The organism is Epilithonimonas zeae, assembly GCF_900141765.1.
In the GTDB taxonomy this organism is placed as follows: domain Bacteria; phylum Bacteroidota; class Bacteroidia; order Flavobacteriales; family Weeksellaceae; genus Epilithonimonas; species Epilithonimonas zeae.
The window spans coordinates 313932-339952 of the sequence record NZ_FSRK01000002.1 but is presented as its reverse complement, the minus strand read 5'-3'; the positions used below and the strand labels follow the sequence as shown (position 1 = coordinate 339952).

Genomic DNA, 26021 nt, shown 5'->3' with positions numbered 1-26021 from the left:
AAATTTCTATTTGTTAATTGCAGCAACTCCTGGCAGTTCCAATCCTTCCAAACTTTCCAACATTGCTCCACCTCCTGTTGAAACGTAACTCACTTTATCAGAATAACCGAATTGTTTTACAAAAGCAACACTGTCTCCTCCTCCAACTAAAGAGAAAGCTCCTAATTTTGTAGCTTCAGCAATACTTTCTCCTAAAGCTATAGTTCCAGCAGCAAAATTAGGCATTTCAAAAACACCGATTGGACCATTCCACAAAATCGTTCTTGAATTCAAAAGAACATCATTGAAGATTTCTCTGGATCTTGGACCAGCGTCCAAACCTTGCCAATCTTCAGGGATCTCTCTGATATCGGCCACTTTTCTTTCAGCTTCGTTGTTGAAATCATCGGCAATCACGACATCAGTCGGAAGATAAACATTCACGTTATGCTCTTTTGCTTTTGCAAGAATTTCGATAGCAAGATTCAATTTATCATCTTCAACAATAGATTGTCCGATTTTTCCGCCAAGTGCTTTGATGAATGTGAAAGACATTCCTCCACCAATAATCAAGTTATCAATTGCTGGAAGAATATTTTCTATAATTGTGATTTTCGTTGAAACTTTAGAACCTCCAAGTATCGCAGTTACAGGTTTTTCACCAGATTTCAAAACTTTATCAATTGCTACCAGTTCTTTTTCCATCAGTAAACCGAAAAATTTAGTAGAAGGAAAGAAATTGGCAATTACAGCTGTAGAAGCGTGCGCCCTGTGAGCAGTTCCAAATGCATCATTAACATAAGCATCACCTAATTTTGAAAGCCTTTCAGCAAAAGATTCATCGCCTTTTTCTTCTTCATTATGAAAACGTAGATTTTCTAATAATAAAATTTCTCCAGGCTGCAAAGCATTAGCAGCTTCTTCTGCCTTCTCTCCTACTGATTCTTCCACAAATTTTACTTCCTGACCAAGAACCTTAGAAACCTCGCTCAAAACGTGTTTTAGAGAGTATTTATCATTCACTTCTCCTTTTGGTCTACCTAAGTGAGTCATTAGGATTACAGAACCTCCGTCAGCCAAGATTTTATCTACAGTTGGTTTTACAGCAGTAATTCTTGTATTATCAGTTACATTAAGATTCTCATCCTGAGGAACATTGAAATCAACTCTTACTAAAGCTTTTTTGTTTTTAAAATCGAAATCTTTTATTGTTTTCATTTAAAATATAATTTAAGGTTTTTACCGAGATTCGAAATCAATCCTCCTCTCTTTGTTTCACAAATTTAAAACTAATTCCTTCCTTTTAAAAATTTTATTCTCAAAAAAAATCCACAAAGCCATTTTACATTCATAAACAACTTTCTTTTTCTTTTTATAAAAAAATAAGATTGTAGTATATTGTTGTAGAAGAGAGTATGCGGATAAATAAATCGGGAATATTTTGTCACAGGAAATGTGAATTAATTAAGACTTTTTTAACATAATTAAGATTCTATTAATCAACTAATTAATAATGTTATCAACAATTGTTTATAATTCTGAATTTTCTCTCTTATTCAAAACTATCTTGCGGATAAACGAATCGAATCTCCAATAAAAGTTTTCTAAAAATTTTGTTAAAAAATTAGTTGGTAGTTTTCATTACAAAATTTGTTCAACTTTTAAAAGAAATATTTGACAGAAGTTATCCACAGGTTTTCTAACAATTTCTAACATTCTATTATCTTTTTATTAATGATTATAAATTTTGTTTAATTAATTATCATTATAAATTTTATATCATTGATATTTAAATAATTAATTCAAAATATTATTGATGATTATATTAAAATACTATGCCAACAATTACAAAATATGTAGTAATTTTATACTGAAATAAAAGAATAATATAAAATAGCAATGAAAAAGATAGCAATAGCCGCAGACCACGCCGGTTTTGAATACAAAGAATTAATAAAAAAATACCTCGAAGGTAAGTACGAAGTTCAAGATTTTGGAACCTACTCTACTGATTCTGTAGATTATCCGGATTTTGTACATCCTGCAGCAAGTTCTGTAGAAAATGGAGAAAACGAATTAGGAATCTTGATTTGTGGAAGTGGAAATGGTGTTCAAATTACAGCAAACAAACATCAGAAAATAAGATGTGCGCTTTGCTGGATGCCGGAAATTGCATCATTGGCAAGACAACACAATGATGCGAATATGATTTCGATTCCTGCGAGATTCATTGCAAAAGAATTGGCATTCGAGATTGTCGATAAATTCCTGACGACGGATTTTGAAGGTGGAAGACATCAGAACAGAGTGGACAAAATCGCATTTTGCTAAACATAAAAGCCTGTAATTGCTAAGATTACAGGCTTTATTTTTAAAGTTGTATCTTTGCAACGCATTTCACAGAGAAAGTTCTTTCTCACGAAACCATAAATTAATACAAAGGTTTCCCAAACTCCCCTATTTTATTTTATCTTTAATAAAAATTAGATCCTGCTTTTAGGATTATTGTTGTTGGATATAAATGAAGATGAATTTTAAATTTTAATCAATGAAAAACAAAAAAAATATAAGTCATAAAAACGAACAAAAACTTCTGGATTTAGGAAGAACAATTCTTCGTTTTATGAGCAAGAAAACATCCAAAATCTATAATTACAAACAGATTGCGGAAGGAATAGATTATAAAAATCCAAGACAAAGAGAGCTTGTAATTCAGGCGCTTCACAGACTTTTGGCAACTCAGAAAATCAAAGAAACCGAGAAAGGTAAATATATTGTCAATCTCAATATAGAAGGAACTTTGACAGGTGTTATAGATTTCAACCAATCCGGAAATGCTTATGTAAAGGTTGATGGAATCAATGATGATATCTTCGTCCATCAGAAAAACGTAAAAGATGCATTGCAAGGAGATAAAGTCCTAATTGTAACTTACAATTTCAAAGGTAAAAAACTGGAAGGTTCGGTGGTAGAAGTTCTGGAAAGAGCAAAAGAAGTTTTTGTTGGAACTTTTCAGAAAATTGCGGACAAAGATTTCGGTTTTGTAGTTTTGGATAAGAAAAAACTTAATACCGATATTTTTATTTCCAAAAACCATTTCAATGGAGCAGAAGACGGCGATAAAGTCATTGTAAAAATGTTGGAATGGAAACCAGGAAGCAAGAATCCGGAAGGTGAAATCACAACAGTTCTTGGTGCTCCTGGAGACCACGAAACAGAAATCCATTCTATTTTGGCTGAATATGGTTTGCCTTATAGTTTCCCGCCGGAAGTAGAACACGACGCAGACCAAATTGACAGAAGTATCAATGCTGAAGAAGTAGCGAAACGCTGGGATATGCGTGATATTCTGACATTTACGATTGACCCAAAAGATGCCAAAGATTTTGATGATGCTTTGTCTATCAGAAAATTAGAAAGTGGACTTTGGGAAATTGGCGTTCATATTGCGGACGTTTCGCATTATGTGAAACCGGGAACTATTTTGGATGATGAAGCTTACGCTAGAGCAACTTCGGTTTATATGGTGGATAGAGTAGTACCGATGCTTCCGGAAGTTTTGAGTAATGATGTTTGTTCTTTGCGACCAAATGAAGATAAATTCACATTCTCAGCCGTTTTTGAACTGGATGAAGATGCAAAAATCCATAAACAATGGTTTGGTAGAACAGTTATCCATTCCGATAGAAGATTTGCTTATGAAGAAGCTCAGGAAAAAATTGAAACCAAAGAAGGAGACTTGGTTGAGGAAATTCTTCAACTAGATAAATTAGCCAAAATAATGAGAGCGGAACGTATCCGAAATGGTGCAATTACGTTTGACAGAAGCGAAGTTAGATTCAACCTTGATGAGAACAGCAAACCGATTGGCGTTTATTTCAAAGTCAGTAAAGATTCTAATCATTTGATTGAGGAATTTATGCTTTTGGCCAATAAAAAAGTTTCGGAATTTATTTCATTAAACAAAAGAAATGAACCAACTGGAAACACTTTCATTTACAGAATTCACGATGACCCAGACCCAGCGAAATTGACAGCTTTACGAGATTTCGTAGGAACTTTCGGCTACAAAATGGACTTGGCAAATACCCAAAAAGTTGCTGAATCTTTGAATAAATTATTGAGCGATGTCAAAGGAAAAGGCGAAGAAAATATGATTGAAACGCTTGCAATGAGAAGTATGAGCAAAGCTGTTTATTCCACAGACCCAATTGGACATTACGGACTTGGCTTCGAATATTATTCTCACTTTACATCGCCAATTCGTCGTTATCCGGATTTGATTGCGCACAGATTGTTACAACATTATTTAGACGGTGGAAAATCTCCAAATAAAGAGGAAGTGGAAGAGAAGGCAAAACATTGTTCGGCAATGGAAAGATTGGCTTCTGAAGCGGAAAGAGAAAGCATCAAATTTATGCAAGTCAAATTTATGGAAGACCACGTTGGCGAAGTTTTCTCAGGCGTTATTTCTGGTGTTGCAGAATATGGTTTTTGGGTAGAGATTCCTGAAAATGGGGCAGAAGGAATGATAAAACTGCGCGATTTGGTGGATGATTCTTATTCTTTGGATGCTAAGAATTATGCGATTATCGGTTCCAGAACGGGAAACACTTTCCAGCTTGGAGACGAGGTGAAAATCAAAGTGGTAAAAGCGAATCTGATTGCAAAACAATTGGATTTTAAGATTGTGGAGTAGATATTAACCTAATAGACACATAGAATAAAGCTAAAGTAGAATCATTTCTATTTTAGCTTTTCTGTTTTAAATCCAAAAACTATGTGAGACTATGTGGTTGAAAAATTTTAAGTTTAAATTGTGTAATGAAATTAATTAAAAAGTAAAATGTATTTTTGTCTTCGTCTTTCACAAGATACATTTTGATTTTCCACAAAAAACTAAGAATGTTAGAACTCATTTTATACGCTGTCGGATTAGGAATAATGCTAAGTTTGGTCTTCATCGGACCTATTTTTTTCCTGCTGATAGAAACCAGTTTTTCCCGAGGTCCCAGACATGCCATTGCCTTGGATATTGGCGTAGTTTCAGCTGACCTTCTTTGTATTCTGGTCAGTTATTATGCCAGTGCAGACTTGGTCAGTTTGATAGATAAACATCCCGGATTTTATCGGATTTCAGCATTTTTGATTTTGATTTATGCCATTTATATGCTTCTCTCTAGAACCAAAATGCACATCGAAGGCGAAGAAAAACTCATCGACCAAAATTATTTCAAAACATTCTTGAACGGATTTTTACTCAATTTACTGAACATCGGAGTTGTCCTTTTCTGGCTCGTAACAGTAGTTTCCGTTCGAAATGCCTATCCAAAAGTGCAGGATTTTATACTTTATATTGGGATTGTAATTGGAACTTATTTGTTAATTGACCTTTCCAAGATCCTTTTAGCAAAACAATTCCATGATAGACTTAATCAACGTGTTGCCAACAAAATCAGGAAAGCAGTTGGTTGTATTTTGGTGTTGTTCAGTTTTTTTATTTTCCTTCAAAGCTTCAAAAAATTCAATAAGTTTGACGAGAAATTAGAAAAAGCCGAGAAGCAACAACCGAAGAAAAGATAAGTAAAATTGGGGCAGCTTTATCCACTTGTAGTTTATCCTGAGCTTATCGAAGGGCTCCTAATTGTCACTTTGAGGCTCTCGAAGAGTCCGCTCAAGTCGGGCTGCAGATTCAACATAAAATAAGTGACAATATAAAAACATACTTTTATCATTGCGTAGGAATCTAGACTATTGAGGTTCATACGGAATGACAGGATTTAAAACCAATCATCAAAATTCAACACAAATGCAAAATACAACTTTCCCAAAATCCTTAAAAAAGGGAGACAAAATAGCCATTATTTCGCCAGCTGGTTCTGTTAAGATGCCACAATTGGAAAAAACTTTAGAATTAATCAAGTTAAAAGGATACGAACCCATTTTAGGCGAAAATCTCTACACAAAATACCAAAACGGCTATTCATACGCCGGAACAGAAAAACAGCGGATAAATGATATCAATTGGGCTTTAAACGACTCAGAGATTTCTGCGGTCTGGGCTTCGAGAGGAGGTTATGGTTGTCAGCATCTTTTGCAGGATTTGAAACTGACTGAATTCAAGAAAAATCCAAAATGGTATATCGGTTATTCTGACAATACGGTGATTCAAAGCTATTTGTTGAAGAAAGGTTTTGCATCTATCCACGGACAGACGATTAAGACTTCAAGTTTTGGTGTTACAGAAGAAAGTTACGAGTTGATTTTCGATATTCTGAAAGGCAAAAAACTCAATTATAAAATTGATTCAAATGCTAACAATAGAGTAGGAGAGACATCTGGAATATTGGTTGGTGGAAATCTAGCTTTGGTTTATGCGCTCTTAGGAACTCCATATTCCTTTGACTTTAAAGATAAAATTTTATTCATAGAAGATATCGGCGAGAATTTCTACGCTTTGGATAGAATGATTATGAGTCTGGAATTGGCAGGGGTTTTCAAAAAAATCAAAGGACTAATCGTTGGCGGAATGACCAATATGGGAAGCGAAACCGACAACAAAGAATATGAAGAATCCTTCGATTCATTTACATATCAATTGATTGCTGAAAGAGTTTCCAAATATGATTTCCCGACGGTTTTTGGTTTTCCAAACGGTCATATTTTTGATAACAGACCTTTAATCATCGGTTCAGAAATCAATATGAAAGTTGGTAAAAAAATTATTGTTGAGTTTCATCAATCATAATTTACAATGGCTGACCACAACGATTTTGGCAAAATAGCTGAAGACCTAGCAGTTGATTTTTTAATCAAGAATCAATACAAGATTCTGGTTCGCAATTTCCGTTACTTAAAAGCTGAAGTTGACATTATCGCAGAATTTGAAAATCAAATCATTATCGTAGAAGTAAAAGCCAGAAATACAGATGCTTTTCTGGAACCCCAGGAAGCTGTTAATAAAAAGAAAATCAAATTGTTAATTTCCGCAGCTAATTATTTTATCGAAGAAAATAATATTGATAAGGAAGTCAGATTTGATATTATTTCGGTGCTTCCAAACAAACAAAAAACTTTGGAAATCCATCATATTATCGATGCTTTCCAAAGTTTTGAAATATAGTTATATACTCAAAAGAATATAGGCGGCTAGATGATAGACTTTGAATGAAAATCTATCATCTATCCGTCTATTATCTAAAAAGTCCAATTTACTTTATCTCCACACATCCAACTCTACCACCCGCATTTCCAGTTGGTTGCGTATGGAAATCATCAACTCCTGCGTGGATTACGATTGCTTTTCCAATGATGTTTTTCATTGGGTCATCACATCCAAGGCACCATTTATCCGTAGTAAAGATCAATTGTGCTTGCCCGTTTTTATCAGCTTCCAGATTTCCAATATCTCCCATATGGAAGTGTTCTGTGTCCCATTTTCCGTGGTCGTCTTTTGATGGATTCCAATGTCCACCAGCAGATGATGCGTCGGTTGCGCTACAGTTTCCAAATTCGTGGATATGAACGGCGTGCGAGCCTGGTGTGAGTTTGAAAACGCTCAAATCCATTTCAACTTTACTGCCTTTTTGTTTTAAAGCTACTGTTCCTTGAGTCTCCGTGTGAGATTTTGGACGTACGATGTATTGTTTTGAAACTGTTGTGCAAGAAGCTAGAGCAAGTCCTGCAATACCAAGAAGTATTAAATTTTTCATATGTTTAGTTTATTTGTTTAAAGTTAATTGTTATTTTTCCGATATAACAAATTTAAAGCCAATATTATAAACCTAATGTTTTACGTGAAACATTGACGGTTCGGTTATTAATTTCTACGATTCGGTCATAATTAATTTAATATTATCATTCGCCGAAATATCTTTGAACCAAAATTAAGAGATATGAAATCACAATAATTTGGAAACACAAGTTTCTATGATGATAAGTGATTCCATATGACCTTAAAAAAGCAATAAATAAACTACATATGAAAACTCAAGGTAAAATCATCGGTCTATTATTATTTTTATTAAGTATCAATATTTGGTCACAAATTACCATTTCCGGAAAAGTGACTTATAAGAATAAAGCATTGAAAGACATCAATGTAACACTCAAAGATACTTACGACGGAGCAACTACAGATGCTAGTGGAAATTACACTTTTATTACCACAGAAACTGGGGATAAAACTTTGGTTTTTTCAGGACAAAATTATGATGAAGTTGAACTTCCTGTAAAGATTGAAGGAAAAAATATTTCTATGAATGCTAATCTAAAAGAGCAAATTAGTGAAATCAATGCGGTGGTGATTACTGCTGGAAGTATTGAAGCTAGTGACAAGAAACGCGCGACGGCTTTACTGACGCCTTTGGATGTTTATACAACAGCTGGTGCCAACGGACAGATTTCATCCGCTTTAGGTTATCTACCGGGCGTTCAGAAAGTGGGAGAGAGTGAAGGTTTGTTTGTGCGTGGTGGAACGGGTGCGGAAACCAAAATCTTTATGGATGGCAATCTGGTCAATAATTATTTTACCAATTCTGTTCCGGGAATTGCCGGGAGAGACCGTTTCAACACATCTTTGTTTAAAGGCAATGTGTTTTCAAGTGGCGGATATTCTGCAGTTTATGGGCAGGCTTTGTCATCAGTTCTGATTTTGGAAAGTGTGGATTTGCCCGATACAACTTCTTTTGACTTCGGCGTTTCTCCGATTTTCCTTAGTGCCAATTATCAGAAACTTAATCAGGAAAAAACAGCTTCCTGGGGCGTTGCAGGCGGTTATTCTAATCTCGGATTGATGGGGAAACTGTTCAACTTCAATACAGATTTTGACAGATATCCGAAAGGTTACGGATTCGATGGGAACTTCAGAATCAAAACTAAAAAAGGAGGATTTATCAAATATTATGGAAGCGTAGATGAAAACAAAATGGCTGTTGGTTCAGAAAGTTTGGAGCCCGATTCTGACAAAAATATGGTCAGTCTGAAAGGTCAGAATATGTATCATAACCTGTCTTATAGAGAGAAATTCGGGAAGTATCTTTTGAATATCGGAACGTCTTATACATACAATTCCAGCGGCTTGAATTTTGTGACTTTTAAAGATAATGTTGAGCTATCTAATACGCCAATCAACAACCAATCCAATTACATCAATGCAAAAGCAGTTATCGAAAGAAAAATCAATAGAGCAAGCATTTTGAGAGCAGGATTTGAACTGAATAATGCTGATGAAAATATGAAATATGGAACTTTCGAAAGAAATTATAATGATTTGATTACGTCTGCTTTTGCAGAAACCGATTTGATCTTCTCTAATAATTTAACGGCAAAAATAGGAGCAAGAACAGAACATTCTTCTTATCTCGGTAAATGGAATTTCTCACCAAGAGCGGCTTTAGCTTACAGGATTTCCAAAGACTGGACAACTTCTCTGGCTTACGGAATCTTCTATCAAAATCCGGAAAGCAAATATCTTTACAGCAAGAATTTTGATTTTCAGAGAGCAGACCATTATATCTTTCAGATTCAGAAAAATTCGGATGGGAGAAGCTTGAGATTTGAAGCATTTTATAAAAAATACGATAATCTGATCAAAACCATTTCATTGGCAGACAATGTCTCTTCGGCAAATAACCAATATTATCAGATTGCGAACAATAATGCAGGAAAAGGTTTTGCGAAAGGAATCGAATTATTCTGGAGAGACAAGAAAACCTTCAAAGACATCGATTATTGGCTGACTTATTCCTATCTGGATTCTAAAAGAGACTTTTTAAACTATCCTTTTAGTTTAGCGCCTAATTTTGCTTCAAAACATACATTCAATGCAGTGGCTAAGAAGTTTGTGATGGACTGGAAAACAGGATTTAATTTATCTTACACTTATTCGAAAGGAAGACCTTATTACGATTTAGTTTCAGAAAATGGAGAGAATATCGTTCGCCATCAAGGAAAACTGAAAGATTACAGCGGACTGAATATCAGTATTAATTATGTTCCAAGTGTTGGAAAGAAAGATTCGAAATCGTTTACAGTATTTGTTTTGAGCATCAATAATATTTTGGGAAATAAGAATGTTTACGGATACAATTATTCTGCAGACGGAAATAGCAGAACAGCTGTTAGACCGCCTGTTAACACGTTTGTTTTTGTAGGCGTATTTGTAAGTTTCGGGGTTGATAAAACGAATGATGCAATTAATAATAATTTGTGATGATTAGAAGAAAGATAAAAGACTTAGATTCTTTTGTATATCTTTTCAAAGTATATTAGTCAAATTTTTTAAGGACTTATTATCTCGCAGATTGAGCTAATCAAGCAAATTTCTTAACTAATCCAATCAGCTAAATCGGCGAGAATTTTAAATAATCAACAGCTCAGACATCAAAAATAACAGTTCGGTAGAATAAAATTTCAACGAATAAAAACTCATTCTATCTTTGAATCAGAAATTTAAAATAAACAATTAAAAAATATCCAAATGAAAAATCTAATCTTAACAGCAGCATTACTTTTTGTAAGTACAATCACATTTGCACAAACAGCTTTTGAAAAAGCAATGACAGAGAAAATCGCTAAAGTGGAAGATCACAAAACACCAGACGAATTCACAGCTTTAGCCAACGATTTTGACAGAATCGGAACTAAGGAAAATACACAATGGTTGCCGTATTATTATGCCGCATTTGCAACCATCCAAAAGGGAAGAATCCTGATGCGAGGAGATGATAAATCTGGTTTAGATGCAGTTGCCGCCGATGCAGAGAAATATATTGCCAAGGCAGAAGCTCTCAGTCCAAACAATGCCGAGCTTTTTATCCTGAAAAAAATGACCAGCGGACTTAGAATGATGGCAGACCCGATGTCCAGATATATGAGCGAAGCTCCAGTTGCACAACAAGCATTGGCTAAAGCCCAGGAACTAGATCCGAGTAATCCTAGAATTACAGTTTTGCAGGCAGAAGATGCTTATTTCACGCCGGAGCAATTCGGTGGTAGCAAAACAAAGGGCGCCGAGTTGTTCAAAAAAGCAATTGAGCAGTTCAATACTTACAAATCTAAATCGTCTCTTGACCCAAAATGGGGAAAAGCAGAAGCAGAATATTTTCTTAGTCAGAAATAAAATATAAACATTCATATTCATTAAAATTCCTTCGTCTTTGGCGAGGGAATTTTTGATTTCTAACAGCTAAACCGAGCGATAATATCAATGTTGTAAATTTATGATATTCAGACAGTTAATTTTTTATTTAATATAATGTAGTTGGTTGTATATCCCTTGTATATCCTTTGTTCGATAGTTGTATATCCATTCTATATCTGTTTTTATATCCTTTGTTTGATCCTCGTTCGATAATTGTCCAAAGAATTTCATTATTTTTGGAAACATTCAAAAAATTAAAAATGAAAGTAAAATCAATCTTTGCAACAGCAGCCGTTGTTTTTTATGTTGGTGTCCAAGCTCAATCTATGTCAAAATCAAATTATCCCAAGGCCGTAAAAGGAACTCAAGTCGATAACTATTTCGGAACTCAGGTGGCAGATGTTTATCGCGATTTGGAAAACGATTCCGATGCGACTAAAAAATGGGTGGATGAAGAAGTAGCGTACTGCCAGAATTATCTTTCCAAAATCCCTTTCAGAGAAACCATCAAAAGTCAATTGAGAGATATCTGGAATTATGAAAAAATCTCTGCACCGTTCAAAGAAGGCGATTATACTTATTATTCCAAAAATAATGGTTTGCAGGCTCAATCTGTGATTTACAGAACCGGACTTAAGACCAAAAATATCGAGGTTTTCCTTGACCCCAATACTTTTTCTGAGAAAGGAACCACATCACTTTCCAATCTATCATTCAACAAAAAAGGAAATCTTGCTGCCTATTCTATCTCAGAAGGCGGAAGTGACTGGAACAAAATCATCATTATCGATGCGATTTCCAAGAAACAAATTGATGAAACGTTGCTTGATGTGAAATTTAGTGGTATTGCCTGGAAAGGTGACGAAGGTTTCTATTACTCCAGCTACGACAAACCGAAAGAAGGAACAGTTCTTTCCGGAATGACGGATAAGCACAAAGTTTATTTCCACAAACTCGGCACAAAACAGTCTGAAGACCAATTGATTTTTGGTGGTGAAAAAATACCAAGAAGATATATTTCGGCTGATGTTTCAGAAGACCAAAGATTCCTGATTATTTCCGGAGCTAATGCAACTAATGGAAATGAGTTATTTATCAAAGATTTGAAAAACGGAGGCGATTTTGTCCAAATCAACAAAGGTTTTGACATCAATGCTGATATTGTAGATACGCAAGGCGACGACTTGTTCATCTTCACGGACAAAGATGCACCGAATATGAGATTGGTAAAAGTGAGCATCAAAAATCCAAGTCCTGAAAACTGGAAAGATGTCATCCCAGAAACGGAAAATGTATTGAGCATCTCTGAAGCTGGCGGCTATTTTTTCGGGAAATATATGAAAGATGCAATCAGCCTTGTAAAGCAATTTGATAAAACAGGAAAATTGGTCAGAGAAATCACGTTGCCAGGAAAAGGAACTGTTTCCGGATTTGGAGGTAAAAAAGAAGATAAAGACATTTACTATTCTTTTACCAATTATATCACACCTGGAACGATTTATAAATACAATGTTGCTTCTGGTAAATCAGAAATCTATCAAAAACCGAAAGTGAAATTCAATCCAGAAGATTATGTTTCTGAGCAGGTTTTCTACACATCAAAAGACGGAACCAAAGTTCCAATGATGATCAACTACAAAAAAGGAACTAAGCTGGATGGGAAAAATCCAACAATCCTTTATTCCTATGGAGGTTTCAACATCAGTCTTCAGCCAAGTTTCTCTGTGGTGAATGCCATCTGGATGGAAAATGGCGGAATCTACGCTGTTCCAAACATCCGAGGCGGTGGAGAATATGGTAAAAAATGGCACGATGCAGGAACTAAACAACAAAAGAAAAACGTATTTGATGACTTTATTGCTGCTGGAGAATACTTACAGTCGAAAGGTTATACTACGAAGGAATATATGGCGCTTTCCGGCCGTTCCAACGGTGGACTTCTGGTTGGTGCTACGATGACCATCAGACCAGATTTGGCAAAAGTAGCTTTCCCAGGTGTTGGGGTTTTGGATATGTTGAGGTATAACAAATTCACGGCAGGGGCTGGTTGGTCTTATGATTATGGAACAGCAGAAGACAGCAAAGAAATGTTCGAATATCTGAAGTCTTATTCTCCGGTTCATCAAGTGAAAGCAGGAACCTGCTATCCATCCACAATGATTATCACAAGTGATCACGATGACAGAGTGGTGCCGGCACATTCTTTTAAGTTCGGCGCTGAGTTGCAGGAAAAACAATCTTGTAACAATCCAATTTTGTTAAGAATCGAGAAGAATGCAGGTCACGGCGCAGGCCGTTCTACAGAACAAGTAATTGGTGAAAATGCTGATCTTTTGAGTTTTGCATTGTTCGAAATGGGAATCAAATCCCTAAAAAAGTAAAATAGCAATTATTATGATAAAAATCCCGAAATTAGTTTCGGGATTTTTTGTTTTTGGACAACAATTTGATACAAAAAAAATCACTCATTTAAAACCTTTATAACTATGAAAAAAAACACTTTAATTTCTGGCTTTGCAGTTGCTATAGCATTAGTTTCCTGCAAAAAAAATGATACTAAAATGACTTCCGAATCTTATTCCACAGAAACAACTGTTACTGATGAGAATGGTAAAATCGATAGTGTAACAACTACTTCTATGGAAAAAACTGTGGACGGTAAGAAAGTACAGGAATATTCGGTTCCTTACAAAGCTGTTGACGGAAGCCGAGCAAAGGCGACTTTTACCGATAATGGGAAATCAAAAACCATTACTTTGGAAGCTAATAATAACAAATTTGTTTTGGATTTCAAAAAGAAAACTTCAGAGGGAGAATTCTATGAAAGAAATACGATTTCGGCTGAAACCAAAGGCGATTCGCTTCTGATTTCTCAGGATAATCAGGTGATGCATCTCGCAAGAATAAAATAAAAAAATAAACGAGGCTGTCTCAAAAGTGAGGCAGCCTTTTTCATAAAAAAGGAAAGCTTTCGCTTCCTAATTGTAGCAAATTTTGTAATTTGCTGTGTGTTAAGTGCTTCAAAAGTAGTCTTTAAAGATTACAATCCCGAAGAAAATTTGCTTTTTCCTACGAATTTATCGGAGTTGATTGACGAAAAGCATCCTGTGAAAATAGTTTTAGGCATTATTGATGAGCTTGATATTAAAAGCTTGATCAAAACCTACAAACCCGGCGGAACCTCGTGCTACCATCCGAAAATGCTTTTGAAAGTTTTTAATTTACAGCTATTTGAGTAATATCTATTCAAGCCGCAAAATGGAGCAGGCTCTGAAAGAAAACATCCATTTTATGTGGCCTTCAGCGATGAGCCGTCCCGACCATAATACCTTAAACAGATTTCGTAGTGAACGATTGAAGGATGAGATTAAAGCCATTTTCACACAAATTGTTCTGCTTTTGGAAAAAGAAGGTTTGGTGAGTTTGGAAACCACTTTTGTGGACGGCACAAAGATAGAAGCCAATGCCAACCGCGATACTTCTGTCTGGGGAAAAGCCATCAAAAAGCATAAAGAGAGAATTTCCCATTAGCTGGAAGAACTTTGGAATTATGCGGAAAAAGCTGCTAAAGATGAGCTTCACGATACAGAAAGTATTGATTTTAAAGAGATTGATTCTGAAAAAGTAAATCAAGCCATCACAAAGATCAATGAGGTTTTAAGAGATAAAAAAAGTGCCTTTAAAAGTTCGGCAGAAACTCAGTTATGCTAAGAAAAACTGGGCTGCCAATTTAGATAAATACAAGAAACAACAGGGAATATTGGAGGGTAGAAATTCTTATTCCAAAACCGACACAGATGCTACCTTTATGCAGAGAAGAAAGATCATATGCGAAACGGGCAACTAAAACCGGCTTACAACCTGCAGATTTCCACCAATAAACAATTTGTTTTACACTATTCCATCCATCCCAATCCTACCGACACCAAAACGTTGGAATCTCATTTACAGGGCTTTAAAGAAAGATATCATAAAGTTCCGAAAGAGCTGGTAGCGGATGCAGGATATGGCTCGGAAGAAAACTATAACTTACTGAAATCTAATAAAATAAAAGCTTATGTGAAATACAATTACTTCAGGAAAGATCAAAAATCAGGACAAATAACTACTTCACAAAAACAATCCCGAACTGGCAGAAATCAGGCAAAAGGTTTTCAAACTTCTTTGTACTAAAAAAGGTATAAGGCTACGGAAACAGCGATGTCACGATGTTGAACCTGTTTTTGCCCCACTCAAACACAACAAAAATTTTAAACGATTTATGCTTCGGGGGAAAATAAGGTCGAGGTAGAAATCGACATACTTGCGATAGCCCACAACCTCAAGAAAATGTCAAAAGCAGCCTGAAAAAACTGCTTTTTAAACTTTTATCTTCCGATTTTCAAAGTTTTTTTAAACACAAAAATGAAAAATCTTTTTTGCAACATAATACAAAAAAAGACTGCCCTTTTGACACAGCCTCTTTTTTTTTTATATTTTTACAACAAACAACACAAATTATGGAAACAAACTCAATTTTCTCTTTATCACTCCTATTTTTCTTTGGAGTGCAGATTTTCAAACCTTTAAAGTTTATAATATTATCAGACGGAAAGGCTTAAAACCAATCACTCTGATGACTATTTGGGTATTCTCATACTATGAAATGGGAAACAATCAACAAGGCAGAAACCATTATTTGGTTTCCAAAATTAGAGGCATTCTTATTTCCAAAAAACTAAATACAAATGAAACATTATGAAAAAAATTACAATTGCATTATTGGTATTTTTATGCTTAAAAGTATCGGGTCAAACGCAGTATTTAGACACTAACTTTAACCAATCAGGATATCTGGTTACCGATTACTGGTACAAAAGCTATGATGAAACCGGAAAGATTAAATTAATGTCCGATCATTCTATCATTGCAACATCATATACCAATATCACAGACTATCTTTATTATAAAAGCGGCTTAAGTGTTTTGAAGCTCAATCCGAACAATGGTTTTAATGCTGATTTTGGTAATCTAGGTAAAGTCATTAATAATTTTGACTCGTATCAGATTTACACCAGTCCAAAAGATCTTATCGAATATGATGACGGAAGATTACTTTTCCTCACAGACAAAGGTTTAATAAAGACTGAAGCTAATGGAAAGTTAGATTCTCTTTTTGCTTTTAATGGTAAACAGGAAATTTTTTCGGGAGCAACTAACAAAATATTAAAACTTTCTGATGGTAAATTTTACACATTTGGTGGAAACACAACTGATTTGTATATCGAGAAATTTACTCAGGATGGCTTTTCAGATTTTTCTTTTGGAAACAAAGGTGTTCAAGTTTATGATTTTGGTGACTACGAAAACATAGCCGATGCTATTTTGTTAAATGATGGAAAAATATTGCTTGCGGCCAATAGCACAAAACAAGTCACTGTAAATAACACGACTAAATACAGATACAACATTCTTAAAAAAATCAATCAGGATGGCAGCGTGGATCCGAATTTTAATTTTGAATATATTATGTCTGATTATTACAGCGCTGGAAGTTTGAGAAAAATGATTATTGATACTGTCTCAAATTATGCCTATGTGATTTTGCATATACAAGACTGCAATGATAACATATTGGTAGTAGACCTTAATACCGGAAACTTAGTAAAGACTTTTTTTGATGTTTCGGGATACTTCCCATGCTGGAACGGAAAGTTTTTCGACATTAATGATATTGCTTTTTATAAAGGAAAATTATTGTTAGCAGGATCTCAATATTCAAGCTCTTCAAAAGACCTTTGGATAGGAAGCTATAATCTTGACGGTTCTATGAACACCAATTTTGCAAACAATGGAAGTTTTAAAAATACTTTTAGTAATGCAATTTTAAAAAATATTCAAATTTCTGAAGACGGCAGTATCTATGGTGGAGCAACTTATAATGATGACATTTTAGTCTTCAAACTTTTGAATAACATCATGCTGAATGTTGACAACCCTTCTTCTGAACGCAACATAACCTTGGCTTACCCAAATCCTGTAAAAAACACCTTAAATGTCAGAATCAAAAACACTCAAAACAAAAACTTAGACATCAGTGTTTATGATTTATCAGGAAGATTTATAAGAAATGGCCTTAATGGTAAGAACACAAATTTTTCTGGTGATTTGATTTTAGACTTATCCTTTTTGAAACAAGGAAATTATGTCCTAAAATTCTCTGGTGAAAACTATTCAGAATCCATTAAAATCATTAAAAAATAACACAAATGAAAAAATATATTCTTTTACTCTTCCATAGCATTTCCTTTTCTTTATTTTCCCAACAAGGAATTATAGAATCCAATTTTGGCTTGGGAGAATATAACTACGTTGACAATTACCTCAAGGAAGTTCCAACATCTATCGATTATACTAATAACAGTTTATACATAGCTGGTTATAGTAATGCCATAACCAATATCTCTAATGAGGGTAATGGTTCAGCATTAAAGTTTCCCTCTAAAGATGCTTTTTACTATTATGCAACAAATTCTAATGGTTTACTCGCTCGGAAGGCTGTCTCCATAGGAAATAACGGTTCCAGAGCAAATGCTATAAAATACTACAAGGATAAGGTTGTTCTGGCGGGTTATTCTATTGATGACAGTAATAAAAGCATTGCATTAGTAAGACTGAGTGCCTCTACCGCATCTATAGATAGTGAAACAGAATTTAGTATAGACGGAAAAGTAGTGACAGATTTTACAAGTGACGATGTTGCGAATGCCATTGACATTAAAGATGATAAAATTATTATCGGTGGAAGAGCTGGTAAAAAGGCAGTCATCGTTAAGTATTATTTTAACAACGGGCGAATTGATAAGGATTTTAATCAAAAAGGATTTATTTTTCTAGAATTAGGACAAAAATCTGAAATTAAAAATCTCAATATATTATCCGACAATAAAATCTTAGCGTCAGGTTATACATTTGATGGTGTTCAAGAAGATTTTTTTGCGGCAAGATTTAACCCAGATGGAACTTTAGATAGCTCTTTTGGCAATAATGGGATAAAAATCATCGATTTTTTTGGCAAAAATGACAGACCAAATACCATGAAAGTTTTATCCGATGGGAAAATTTTACTCGCAGGATTTTGCGATACCAATACAAACAGTAAGATAGATGCAGCAGTAGTCAAGCTGACTAGTAATGGCAGCTTAGAAACAAGTTTCAATGGAACAGGAAAAAAGGTCATCAATTTTGGAACACAAGAAGATGTAATAAACTACATTCATACAAATAGCTTAGAAGACATCATTATTTTGGGCTATAAAACATCCGGAAATTATAAAAATTCGGTTGTAGACAGCTACGACAAAAATGGTGGGACTGCATCAACCCAACAAAATACTGTCGTCAATCAAAGCTATTATGACGATTATCTTGTAGCTGGCTATTTTAATGATAATACCAAAATTTCTCCTATAGGTGTAGGATTTTGTAGAGAAAATAAAGCATTACTATTATGGGGAAGTTTTAACAATTTGGTATTTAATAGTAGCTGTGGACAGGAGGATAACAGTCAATCTGATAAAAAAATCAGAAAGATAATTTCGCAAGATGATGGTAAATTCTATGTTTTGAATCCACAAGGGCTTTACAAATATCTTCCTACAGGATTGCTTGATAAAACCTTTGCCAACAATGGTTTTTTCAATGACATCCCAGTCGGTGATTTTGATATTTTAGAAAACAAGCAATTGGCCGTCGTTGCTTATGGGTCTTTGATTGAGGAATCAGGAAAAATTCAAGCCAACTATAGATATAAGAAATTTGAAAATATATACCAACACAACACCACTAGTTTCAAATTCAATCAAAATAATAAAAAACTTTATGCTTCTGCTTCCGTAGATTTCACAAATGATAGTGAAACCACGAAACCAATCCTTTACAGATATAACGCAGACGGAAGTATTGATTATTCCTTTGCCCAAAACAAAGGTTACATAGAAGTACCGTCACAGTACTCAGTATATTCTCCTGATGAGAATAAATTATATGTTGGTGCCAACAGCATCGCAACAGTTTACATAGATAATAGTCTACATAAGCTTTCAATTTATCTTTATGATTTGGAAGGTCAGCCGATATCCTCTTTTGGGAATAATGGTCTTTTTCAAAAAGATTATAATCCAGATTATTATGAAGTCTTTAAAAAAATCGTAATTGATGTTTCTAACAATGTTTATTTGATATCAGAAAAGTCAACAGATTTTAATTACAGAATATTAGTGGAAAAAATATTATCTAATGGAACCTCAGATTTGTCGTATGGCAACAATGGTGTATTTGGTTATGGAACTCAAAGTCCTAATGACCTAAAATTTTCTACCATTGCTGTTCAGCCAGATAACAAACTATTAATTATTGGAAAAAGCAGTGAAATACACGGTTTTATTTTAAGACTCAATCTCAACGGAACATTGGACAACTCTTTCGGAATTAAAAATAACGGCGTCGTTTCTGATTATCTTGACAACAATTCAATTGATTTTTTTGAAGAAATCACTGCCATAAATCTTACTTCTGACAATAAAATATTGGTTGGCGGAAGTAACCAAGAAGGAGCAGTTGCTACAGGTATGACAAATAATAAAATCAAAAAATTCAAATAAAAACACACAGCCATGAAAAAAATATTCATTTCATTAGTTTGCTTTGCCAGTATTATCATCTATTCTCAGGATGGTGTATTAGATTCTTCTTTTTCAGAAGATGGTAAGTTATTTTTAGATACTGTGTTTAATTATCCTAACAGCAATACAGAGATTATTTATGATGTGTTAGAGCAACCCGATGGAAAAACTGTTTATCTAGGAAAATCTTTCAGCAGTTCAGGATTTTTCGAACCAATCTATTGCACTGTTTTCAGACTGAATATGGATGGAACTTTAGATTCTACCTTCGGAAATAATGGTTTTTTTAGCTATTCTACCTATACGAATAATAAAAACTTGTTTCTTACTGCATCAAAATTACTTAGACTATCAGACGGAAGTTTTTTAATTGCAGGTCACGGTAATAACTCTACAAATCTCAGTGCAGATATCATTGCGATAAAAATCAGTCCCAATGGTATTCTTGATACTACGTTCGGAACTAATGGAATCGCAAGATTTGCAATAGGAGGTGGCAATAACAAAATTGTAACTTGTCTGGAAGTTTACAACGACAAAATTTACATTGCTGGAAATATTGATCAGGATATTTTCATAATCGGAGCCAATATGGATGGCAGTTTTGATGATAACTGGAATTCAGATGGTAAAATAATTCTAGATATTGGTGGTAAAACGAATCTTATCCAAAAAATACAATTGTTGAATAATAAAATCTATGCCTACGGAATTAATTATTCAGAAGGCGGAATGCCCAATTATAACATATCTGTATCTGCCTTCAATCTTGATGGAAGTCCTGCTTCTTATGGCATCAATGGGACAACTGAATTCTATTATGGTAATTCCAATGCTAATCCTAATATTTCTTTGGTAATTCCAAAAGGAAATAATGAAACTCTTTTCGTAATAAGTGGAGATTTTTTCAAAATCAACCGATACGGAAACTTGGATAATACTTTTGGAACTGGTGGAAAAATAAAAAATCCATTTAACCAAAATTTTTCTCAAAGTGCAATATCATCTGACGGCAGCTTTCTGATGACAAATTCAAAGATCATTGGCCAAACAACTAATCAGATGGCATTTTATACAGCAAAGGTAAATCCAGATTATACCAAAGCTTTAACATTTGGAACAAATGGAGAGGCCATAACCAATGTCTCTACTCCAGTTTTCAAAGAGCAATTTCCCTCCAGAGTTTTAGTTACAAATAATGGAAAAGTGATTGTTGCAGGATCTGTCACAACCTTGCCTAATCCTAATGTTCCTAACATAAAAAATCAGGATTATGTGATTTTGCGATACAATAATACCAATCTGTCGGTGAAAGAAATTCAAACTGATGAACTATCACTTTTTCCAAATCCTGCCAAAGACATCTTAAGCATCAAAACAAAAGAACAAATAAAAAAGGTAGAGATTCTTGATGTAAGTGGAAGAATAATAAAAGCTTCATCTGGCATAAATGATAAGATTAATATTTCAAATTTGAAAGTCGGGAATTATTTGATTAATGTCATCACAGATAAAAAAGCATATCGTACAAAGTTTATTAAAGAATAATTTTTCACAGAAAGTATAGCTTTCCACAGTTTATAACGTAAATTTGTTATTATAACATTTTTAAGATTCAAAACTTAAATGTAGTTTTAGGGATGTTACCTTAAGAAAACTATAATAACTAATGGACTACAAAATAATTGAAAAACTACAGACACTTTTGCCTTTAGGCTATCTATACCTCATTATTTTAGGAATATTAAGAGACGGCGTTTTTTTCTATATGTTGGGCGTTAATTTTCTGAAATATTCTTCAATAATGGATATTTTGATAAGTCCTATTGCCGAACTTACGTCCCAGCCTATCATCTTAATATCATTAATAATTTTAATCATAGGCTTTGTCCTGTATTATAATTTCCTTGCAAATAACAGTCATAGAAAATGGGTTCGTTTTTCTGTAGCTGGTAAGAACTTTTTTAAAAAAAATCCCAATGCAACAGAGGAGGATTTGAAACTTCACATCAAAAAGCAAGTTTACTTTGCGGTGGCATTTATGGTTGCTTCTTTCTTTCTTGGAGGTGGTTTGGGAACTGGTATGACAGCAAAAGACAGGATTGTCAACAACAAAATGAAAATCAAACACAGGATTACAGATGACTCTGGAAGTCAAAAAGACATTTACCTAATTGATTCTAACAGTGCTTATTTTTTTTACGTTGAAAAAGGACATAAAATTGTTACTATTGTGCCTGTCAGTTCCATAAAGAAAATAGAATTGATCAACAACAAAATGTTTGAGAAAGGAAGTTTCTCAAGTTTCTTAACTTTGTAGAAGGAAAAATGTAGATGTACTCAGTAATAGATATAGAAAGTAACGGAGCGCCTTTTAGGAAAGAAAGCATCATCGAGATTGCCATCTATCGTTATGATGGTCACGAGATTACGGACCAATTTATCTCACTCGTGAATCCCGAGAGTGAGATTTCTTCTTTTGTGCAAAAGCTGACTGGAATTACCTCAAAAATGGTAATTACTGCTCCAAAATTTCATGAAATTGCCAAACGTATTGTCGAAATAACCAAAGATTCTGTTTTAGTTGGTCACAATATCGATTTTGATTACAGGATGCTTCGCCAGTCATTCAAACGTCTCGGTTACGAATTCACAATTAAAACTTTAGACACAATTCCATTAGCTAAAAATCTGATTCCGGATGAGAAAAGTTACTCCTTAAGTAAACTTTGTAAGTCAATCGGAATTCCATTGAGTGAAGCTCATCGTGCAAGTGGCGATGCTAGAGCAACTTTGGATTTATTTAAATTACTGATTATCAAAGACAAAAACAACGAAATAATCCAATCACAGCAGGAAGAAAATCTAGAGAAAGACTACATTAGCAAAGTTCAGATTTTGACGGAAGATTTGCCAAACGAAAGAGGAATTCTGTATTTCCAAAACTCGGATGGAAAGATCATTAGTTCCGATGTGGTGGAAGACCTTTATAAATCTGCCAAGAAGATTTTTGATTCTGATAAAGAGAAGTATAAAAAAATACAGGAAGAGACAGAAAAAATTTCCTACGAACTCACAGGAACTGATTTGATTGCCAAACTAATGATGCAAAACAAAGGCATACAAAAAAGGCAACAATTGACTTTCGGATTGTTTTACAGAAAGAACAAATATATTCTTGAGAAAATTAAACTTCAGGAAGATAAACCTTTGCTGAAATTCAAGAGTTTTACACAAGGTTTGAAGGCAATCAATTACATCAAATCAAGAGAAGAACTGAAAGATTTGGTAGAATTCACTCAGAAAATCAATCTCAAAGGAAGGAATGAAATCTGGTCTTCATCCGGAAGAACTTTGGGCGAAAAATCATTTTTGGTTTTGGAAAAAGGCAAATTAACTGGTTTTGGTTTTTACGAATTATATCATCAGATTCAGTCTTTGGAGAAAATCAAAAAGCTGATGTTGCCTGTGCCTAGATTTACACAGGAGTTGCAGAATGATTTGCAGTTGGCACTTTTGAGAAATGAGTATGACGTTTCTCCGCTTCCTGAAAAATAAAAATTGATGAAAAGAATTCTTCGGTTTTTTGTTTTAATTATTATGTTTCGGAGCATCAATATTTCTGCTCAATCCTTAAAAGATTCCCTACAAACAGGAAGACTAACAGTTCTTACAGGAATTAATTTTTGGAAAAACTCTATTTTTGCAGAAGTTGGTTTAGCAAAATACAAGAATTCAACCGATGGTCATCACCCGCTTTCTTCTGCTTATTTTGTTTCGACTTAAGTTAATTTACTGACTGGAAAAAACTTTATCATCGGTCCAAAAATTGGAGGTTGGGTTTCCGGAGGAGTTGGAGCGATGGCATTAGGAGCTAACCTTATTTATTTTACAGACTTTAAAAATTCTAATTTATATTTTAGACCGGAAATTGGATTTGGTTTGATGCGTGTAAAAGTGATTTATGGATACAACGTAAGAATCACAAATAATTTTCTGGATGGAATTCCTAAAAGTAATATCGGAATTGTTTATTTAGTACCAACAAAGAAAAAATAATCTTTCTATTATCCTAATTTTAAATCTTGAAATAAAAACATTGCAGGATTTACAGATAAACTCTAATTTTGCGAAAAATTTTAACAAAAGCAATGCAATATTTTAAACAAAGCAAAATCGGAAAAAAGGGAGCTGTAAGGTTCTCTAAGGTTTGGAATGTATAAAGAGTTGCGTGCATAAGATATCTATTGCGGCAGACTCTTTATATAAGAATCTGCCTTTTTATTTTAAAAAATCAAGATTATGACCAATCAGGACTTGCTAAATATAGCAAAAGAATTCGGGACACCCGTTTACGTTTATGATGTTAACTCCATCCGTGAGCAATATGAAAAACTGACTTCTTCTTTCTCGAAGAACACCAGATTTTTCTACGCAGCAAAAGCTTTAACCAATATCAATATCCTGAAATACGTCGAAAAGTTGGGCGCATCTCTTGATTGTGTTTCTATCAATGAAGTGAAATTAGGTCTGAAAGCTGGTTTCTCCAACGACAGAATCCTTTTCACACCAAACTGTGTGGACCTTGCAGAGATCGAGGAAGCAATGTCTCTGAATGTTCATATCAATATCGATAACATTTCGATTTTGGAACAATTTGGAAATAAATTCGGTAGTTCTTATCCGATTTTTGTGAGAATCAATCCGCACATTTTTGCAGGAGGAAATTATAAAATATCGACAGGTCACATCGATTCCAAATTTGGAATTTCCATTCATCAGCTTCGCCACATCGAACGTGTTATGAAATCCACCAACATTAATGTTGAAGGGCTTCATATGCACACGGGAAGCGAGATCAAAGATCCGGACGTCTTTCTTCAAGGTCTTGATATTATGTTCGAATTGGCAGAACATTTCCCAAATCTGAAATATCTGGATATGGGAAGCGGTTTCAAAGTTCCTTACCAGGATGGCGACATCGAAACGGATGTGAAATCTCTTGGAAAGAAAGTAAATGCTGCCATCAAAAAACACGAAGAATCAACAGGAAAAAAATTCCAGCTTTGGTTTGAGCCTGGGAAATTCCTGGTAAGTAAAAGTGGACATTTCCTTGTAAAATCTAATGTCATCAAACAAACCACTGCGACAGTTTTTGTTGGTGTGAATTCTGGTTTCAATCATTTGATCCGTCCGATGTTCTACGATTCTTATCATATTATCGAAAATCTATCTAATCCAAAAGGTCCGGAAAGAATCTATACTGTGGTTGGAAACATCTGTGAAACAGATACTTTTGCGTGGGACAGAAAAATTAATGAGGTGAGAGAAGGCGATGTGATTGTTTTCAGAAACGCAGGTGCTTATGGTTTTGAAATGAGTTCGAATTTCAATTCGAGATTGAAGCCAGCGGAAGTAATGTTCTTGGACGGAAAAGCACATCTTATCAGAAAAAGAGACGAATTTGAAGATTTATTAAAAAACCAGATTGAAGTTTTGTAATTTGTTGCTAATCAGAATTATTTTGGCATAAAATTTCTTTCTAAAATTATTATAAATCAAATACTATGAAATCAATACTATTTTCATTGAGCCTGCTGATATCTACATTAGCTTTTGCTCAAAATAACGACGTTGAAGAATCCTTGAATATCGACATTCCTATGGCGGATGCTTCTACAAGTTCCGTAACTTACAATATAAGAGGAATTTATCAAATAAAAGACGAGTCTTGTAACCCTTCTCAGTTCAAAAGTTTGAGGTATCCTGGCGGAACGGATAAATATATCAAAGAATTGAAAGAAAAATTGCAGCAAAATGTCAACTGGAGTACTTATTCAATCAATGGATTGTTCTTTGTAAAACTTGACATAAACAAAGACGGAATTTTGTCTAAAGTTGAAGCCGGACCAAAAGTGGCGAACAGCGAGCCTTTCCTTAAAGATTTGAAAGACGCCGCAACAAAAGTTGGTAAAACGTGGATTCCTGCCAAATGCAACGGAGCATCAATAGATTCTAAAGCCATTCTGAAAATCGATTTTTCATCAATGACTTATGACAATGCTTTTAATTAATATAAAAATAGAAACCGCTAATTAGATTAGCGGTTTTTTTTTATTAGTTTCTACCCTTCTATCATTGCTAAAAAAAGCATTCAGATCTCTCTAAACGCCTTTCTTCCCTCATTCGGATTTTTAATCAGAATTGATTTTAGGCAAAAATATGCTTAATTTAGT

The 26021-nt window shown here is 34.3% G+C and carries 20 protein-coding genes and 1 pseudogene; 19 read left to right on the top strand and 2 right to left on the bottom strand.

The window, feature by feature from the left end; genetic code table 11:
• Positions 1–6: 6 nt before the first annotated feature.
• Positions 7–1197: a phosphoglycerate kinase gene (locus BUR19_RS13345; RefSeq protein WP_074235949.1), complete on the bottom strand. Its 1191-nt coding sequence runs from the start codon at positions 1195–1197 to the stop codon at positions 7–9.
• A gap of 681 nt (positions 1198–1878) precedes the next feature.
• Between BUR19_RS13345 and rpiB the strand changes: the two genes are divergently transcribed.
• The 5 genes from rpiB (at position 1879) to BUR19_RS13320 (ending at position 7102) form a co-directional block, all read left to right on the top strand.
• Positions 1879–2310, top strand: a complete 432-nt coding sequence (rpiB, locus tag BUR19_RS13340) for a ribose 5-phosphate isomerase B (protein WP_074235948.1) — start codon at positions 1879–1881, stop codon at positions 2308–2310.
• Between the two features lie 217 nt (positions 2311–2527).
• Positions 2528–4678 carry a ribonuclease R gene (gene rnr / locus BUR19_RS13335; protein WP_074235947.1) on the top strand — a complete coding sequence of 717 codons (2151 nt, stop codon included), beginning with the start codon at positions 2528–2530 and terminating at the stop codon, positions 4676–4678.
• 206 nt (positions 4679–4884) lie between these two features.
• Positions 4885–5562: a LysE family translocator gene (locus BUR19_RS13330; RefSeq protein WP_074235946.1), complete on the top strand. Its 678-nt coding sequence runs from the start codon at positions 4885–4887 to the stop codon at positions 5560–5562.
• A gap of 226 nt (positions 5563–5788) precedes the next feature.
• Positions 5789–6727, top strand: a complete 939-nt coding sequence (locus tag BUR19_RS13325) for a S66 peptidase family protein (RefSeq protein ID WP_074236492.1) — start codon at positions 5789–5791, stop codon at positions 6725–6727.
• Positions 6728–6733: 6 nt separating this feature from the next.
• Positions 6734–7102 (top strand): YraN family protein, encoded by a 369-nt coding sequence (locus BUR19_RS13320; protein WP_074235945.1) that lies wholly within the window; start codon positions 6734–6736, stop codon positions 7100–7102.
• 88 nt (positions 7103–7190) lie between these two features.
• Here the strand turns inward: BUR19_RS13320 and BUR19_RS13315 are convergent, their stop codons facing one another.
• Positions 7191–7691 carry a superoxide dismutase family protein gene (locus tag BUR19_RS13315; RefSeq protein WP_074235944.1) on the bottom strand — a complete coding sequence of 167 codons (501 nt, stop codon included), beginning with the start codon at positions 7689–7691 and terminating at the stop codon, positions 7191–7193.
• 269 nt (positions 7692–7960) lie between these two features.
• On the opposite strand from BUR19_RS13315, the gene BUR19_RS13310 reads away from it, so the two are divergent.
• From BUR19_RS13310 to BUR19_RS13245, 14 genes and pseudogenes are all read left to right on the top strand, one after another.
• Positions 7961–10192: a TonB-dependent receptor gene (locus BUR19_RS13310; RefSeq protein WP_074236491.1), complete on the top strand. Its 2232-nt coding sequence runs from the start codon at positions 7961–7963 to the stop codon at positions 10190–10192.
• A 267-nt stretch (positions 10193–10459) separates the two neighbouring features.
• A complete protein-coding gene (locus tag BUR19_RS13305) occupies positions 10460–11101 on the top strand; it encodes a hypothetical protein (protein WP_074235943.1) in 642 nt (213 codons plus the stop codon).
• A gap of 347 nt (positions 11102–11448) precedes the next feature.
• Entirely contained in the window at positions 11449–13503 is a 2055-nt protein-coding gene (locus tag BUR19_RS13300; RefSeq protein ID WP_245799096.1) for a prolyl oligopeptidase family serine peptidase, read from the top strand.
• A gap of 105 nt (positions 13504–13608) precedes the next feature.
• Positions 13609–14034, top strand: coding sequence for a hypothetical protein (locus BUR19_RS13295; RefSeq protein ID WP_074235941.1), 426 nt, complete (start codon positions 13609–13611; stop codon positions 14032–14034).
• A gap of 96 nt (positions 14035–14130) precedes the next feature.
• Positions 14131–15469: pseudogene (locus BUR19_RS13290) on the top strand (IS1182 family transposase).
• Positions 15470–15859: 390 nt separating this feature from the next.
• Positions 15860–17365: a T9SS type A sorting domain-containing protein gene (locus tag BUR19_RS13285; protein WP_074235940.1), complete on the top strand. Its 1506-nt coding sequence runs from the start codon at positions 15860–15862 to the stop codon at positions 17363–17365.
• Between the two features lie 5 nt (positions 17366–17370).
• Positions 17371–19764 carry a hypothetical protein gene (locus BUR19_RS13280; protein ID WP_083600784.1) on the top strand — a complete coding sequence of 798 codons (2394 nt, stop codon included), beginning with the start codon at positions 17371–17373 and terminating at the stop codon, positions 19762–19764.
• 12 nt (positions 19765–19776) lie between these two features.
• Positions 19777–21333, top strand: a complete 1557-nt coding sequence (locus BUR19_RS13275) for a T9SS type A sorting domain-containing protein (RefSeq protein WP_074235938.1) — start codon at positions 19777–19779, stop codon at positions 21331–21333.
• Between the two features lie 121 nt (positions 21334–21454).
• Positions 21455–22105 (top strand): hypothetical protein, encoded by a 651-nt coding sequence (locus BUR19_RS13270; RefSeq protein WP_074235937.1) that lies wholly within the window; start codon positions 21455–21457, stop codon positions 22103–22105.
• Positions 22106–22119: 14 nt separating this feature from the next.
• Complete coding sequence (locus BUR19_RS13265) at positions 22120–23343, top strand: 3'-5' exonuclease (protein WP_074235936.1); 1224 nt, start codon at positions 22120–22122, stop codon at positions 23341–23343.
• A gap of 6 nt (positions 23344–23349) precedes the next feature.
• Positions 23350–23571 (top strand): hypothetical protein, encoded by a 222-nt coding sequence (locus tag BUR19_RS13260; RefSeq protein ID WP_139297350.1) that lies wholly within the window; start codon positions 23350–23352, stop codon positions 23569–23571.
• A gap of 75 nt (positions 23572–23646) precedes the next feature.
• Positions 23647–23844: a hypothetical protein gene (locus BUR19_RS13255; protein ID WP_074235934.1), complete on the top strand. Its 198-nt coding sequence runs from the start codon at positions 23647–23649 to the stop codon at positions 23842–23844.
• Between the two features lie 243 nt (positions 23845–24087).
• Positions 24088–25287 carry a diaminopimelate decarboxylase gene (gene lysA / locus BUR19_RS13250; RefSeq protein ID WP_175565909.1) on the top strand — a complete coding sequence of 400 codons (1200 nt, stop codon included), beginning with the start codon at positions 24088–24090 and terminating at the stop codon, positions 25285–25287.
• Positions 25288–25352: 65 nt separating this feature from the next.
• Complete coding sequence (locus BUR19_RS13245; RefSeq protein WP_139297348.1) at positions 25353–25859, top strand: hypothetical protein; 507 nt, start codon at positions 25353–25355, stop codon at positions 25857–25859.
• Positions 25860–26021: the final 162 nt, after the last annotated feature.

What these genes read in the sequence shown, in the direction of transcription:
- BUR19_RS13330 (WP_074235946.1), top strand. Translation starts at nt 4,885, where the DNA reads ATGTTAGAACTCATTTTATACGCTGTCGGATTAGGAATAATGCTAAGT.
- BUR19_RS13285 (WP_074235940.1), top strand. Translation starts at nt 15,860, where the DNA reads ATGAAAAAAATTACAATTGCATTATTGGTATTTTTATGCTTAAAAGTA.
- BUR19_RS13275 (WP_074235938.1), top strand. Translation starts at nt 19,777, where the DNA reads ATGAAAAAAATATTCATTTCATTAGTTTGCTTTGCCAGTATTATCATC.
- rnr (WP_074235947.1), top strand. Translation starts at nt 2,528, where the DNA reads ATGAAAAACAAAAAAAATATAAGTCATAAAAACGAACAAAAACTTCTG.
- BUR19_RS13310 (WP_074236491.1), top strand. Translation starts at nt 7,961, where the DNA reads ATGAAAACTCAAGGTAAAATCATCGGTCTATTATTATTTTTATTAAGT.
- BUR19_RS13315 (WP_074235944.1), bottom strand. Translation starts at nt 7,691, where the DNA reads ATGAAAAATTTAATACTTCTTGGTATTGCAGGACTTGCTCTAGCTTCT.
- BUR19_RS13245 (WP_139297348.1), top strand. Translation starts at nt 25,353, where the DNA reads ATGAAATCAATACTATTTTCATTGAGCCTGCTGATATCTACATTAGCT.
- rpiB (WP_074235948.1), top strand. Translation starts at nt 1,879, where the DNA reads ATGAAAAAGATAGCAATAGCCGCAGACCACGCCGGTTTTGAATACAAA.
- lysA (WP_175565909.1), top strand. Translation starts at nt 24,088, where the DNA reads ATGACCAATCAGGACTTGCTAAATATAGCAAAAGAATTCGGGACACCC.
- BUR19_RS13280 (WP_083600784.1), top strand. Translation starts at nt 17,371, where the DNA reads ATGAAAAAATATATTCTTTTACTCTTCCATAGCATTTCCTTTTCTTTA.
- BUR19_RS13260 (WP_139297350.1), top strand. Translation starts at nt 23,350, where the DNA reads ATGAAAAGAATTCTTCGGTTTTTTGTTTTAATTATTATGTTTCGGAGC.
- BUR19_RS13270 (WP_074235937.1), top strand. Translation starts at nt 21,455, where the DNA reads ATGGACTACAAAATAATTGAAAAACTACAGACACTTTTGCCTTTAGGC.
- BUR19_RS13345 (WP_074235949.1), bottom strand. Translation starts at nt 1,197, where the DNA reads ATGAAAACAATAAAAGATTTCGATTTTAAAAACAAAAAAGCTTTAGTA.
- BUR19_RS13295 (WP_074235941.1), top strand. Translation starts at nt 13,609, where the DNA reads ATGAAAAAAAACACTTTAATTTCTGGCTTTGCAGTTGCTATAGCATTA.
- BUR19_RS13320 (WP_074235945.1), top strand. Translation starts at nt 6,734, where the DNA reads ATGGCTGACCACAACGATTTTGGCAAAATAGCTGAAGACCTAGCAGTT.
- BUR19_RS13305 (WP_074235943.1), top strand. Translation starts at nt 10,460, where the DNA reads ATGAAAAATCTAATCTTAACAGCAGCATTACTTTTTGTAAGTACAATC.
- BUR19_RS13300 (WP_245799096.1), top strand. Translation starts at nt 11,449, where the DNA reads ATGTCAAAATCAAATTATCCCAAGGCCGTAAAAGGAACTCAAGTCGAT.
- BUR19_RS13265 (WP_074235936.1), top strand. Translation starts at nt 22,120, where the DNA reads ATGTACTCAGTAATAGATATAGAAAGTAACGGAGCGCCTTTTAGGAAA.
- BUR19_RS13255 (WP_074235934.1), top strand. Translation starts at nt 23,647, where the DNA reads ATGGCATTAGGAGCTAACCTTATTTATTTTACAGACTTTAAAAATTCT.
- BUR19_RS13325 (WP_074236492.1), top strand. Translation starts at nt 5,789, where the DNA reads ATGCAAAATACAACTTTCCCAAAATCCTTAAAAAAGGGAGACAAAATA.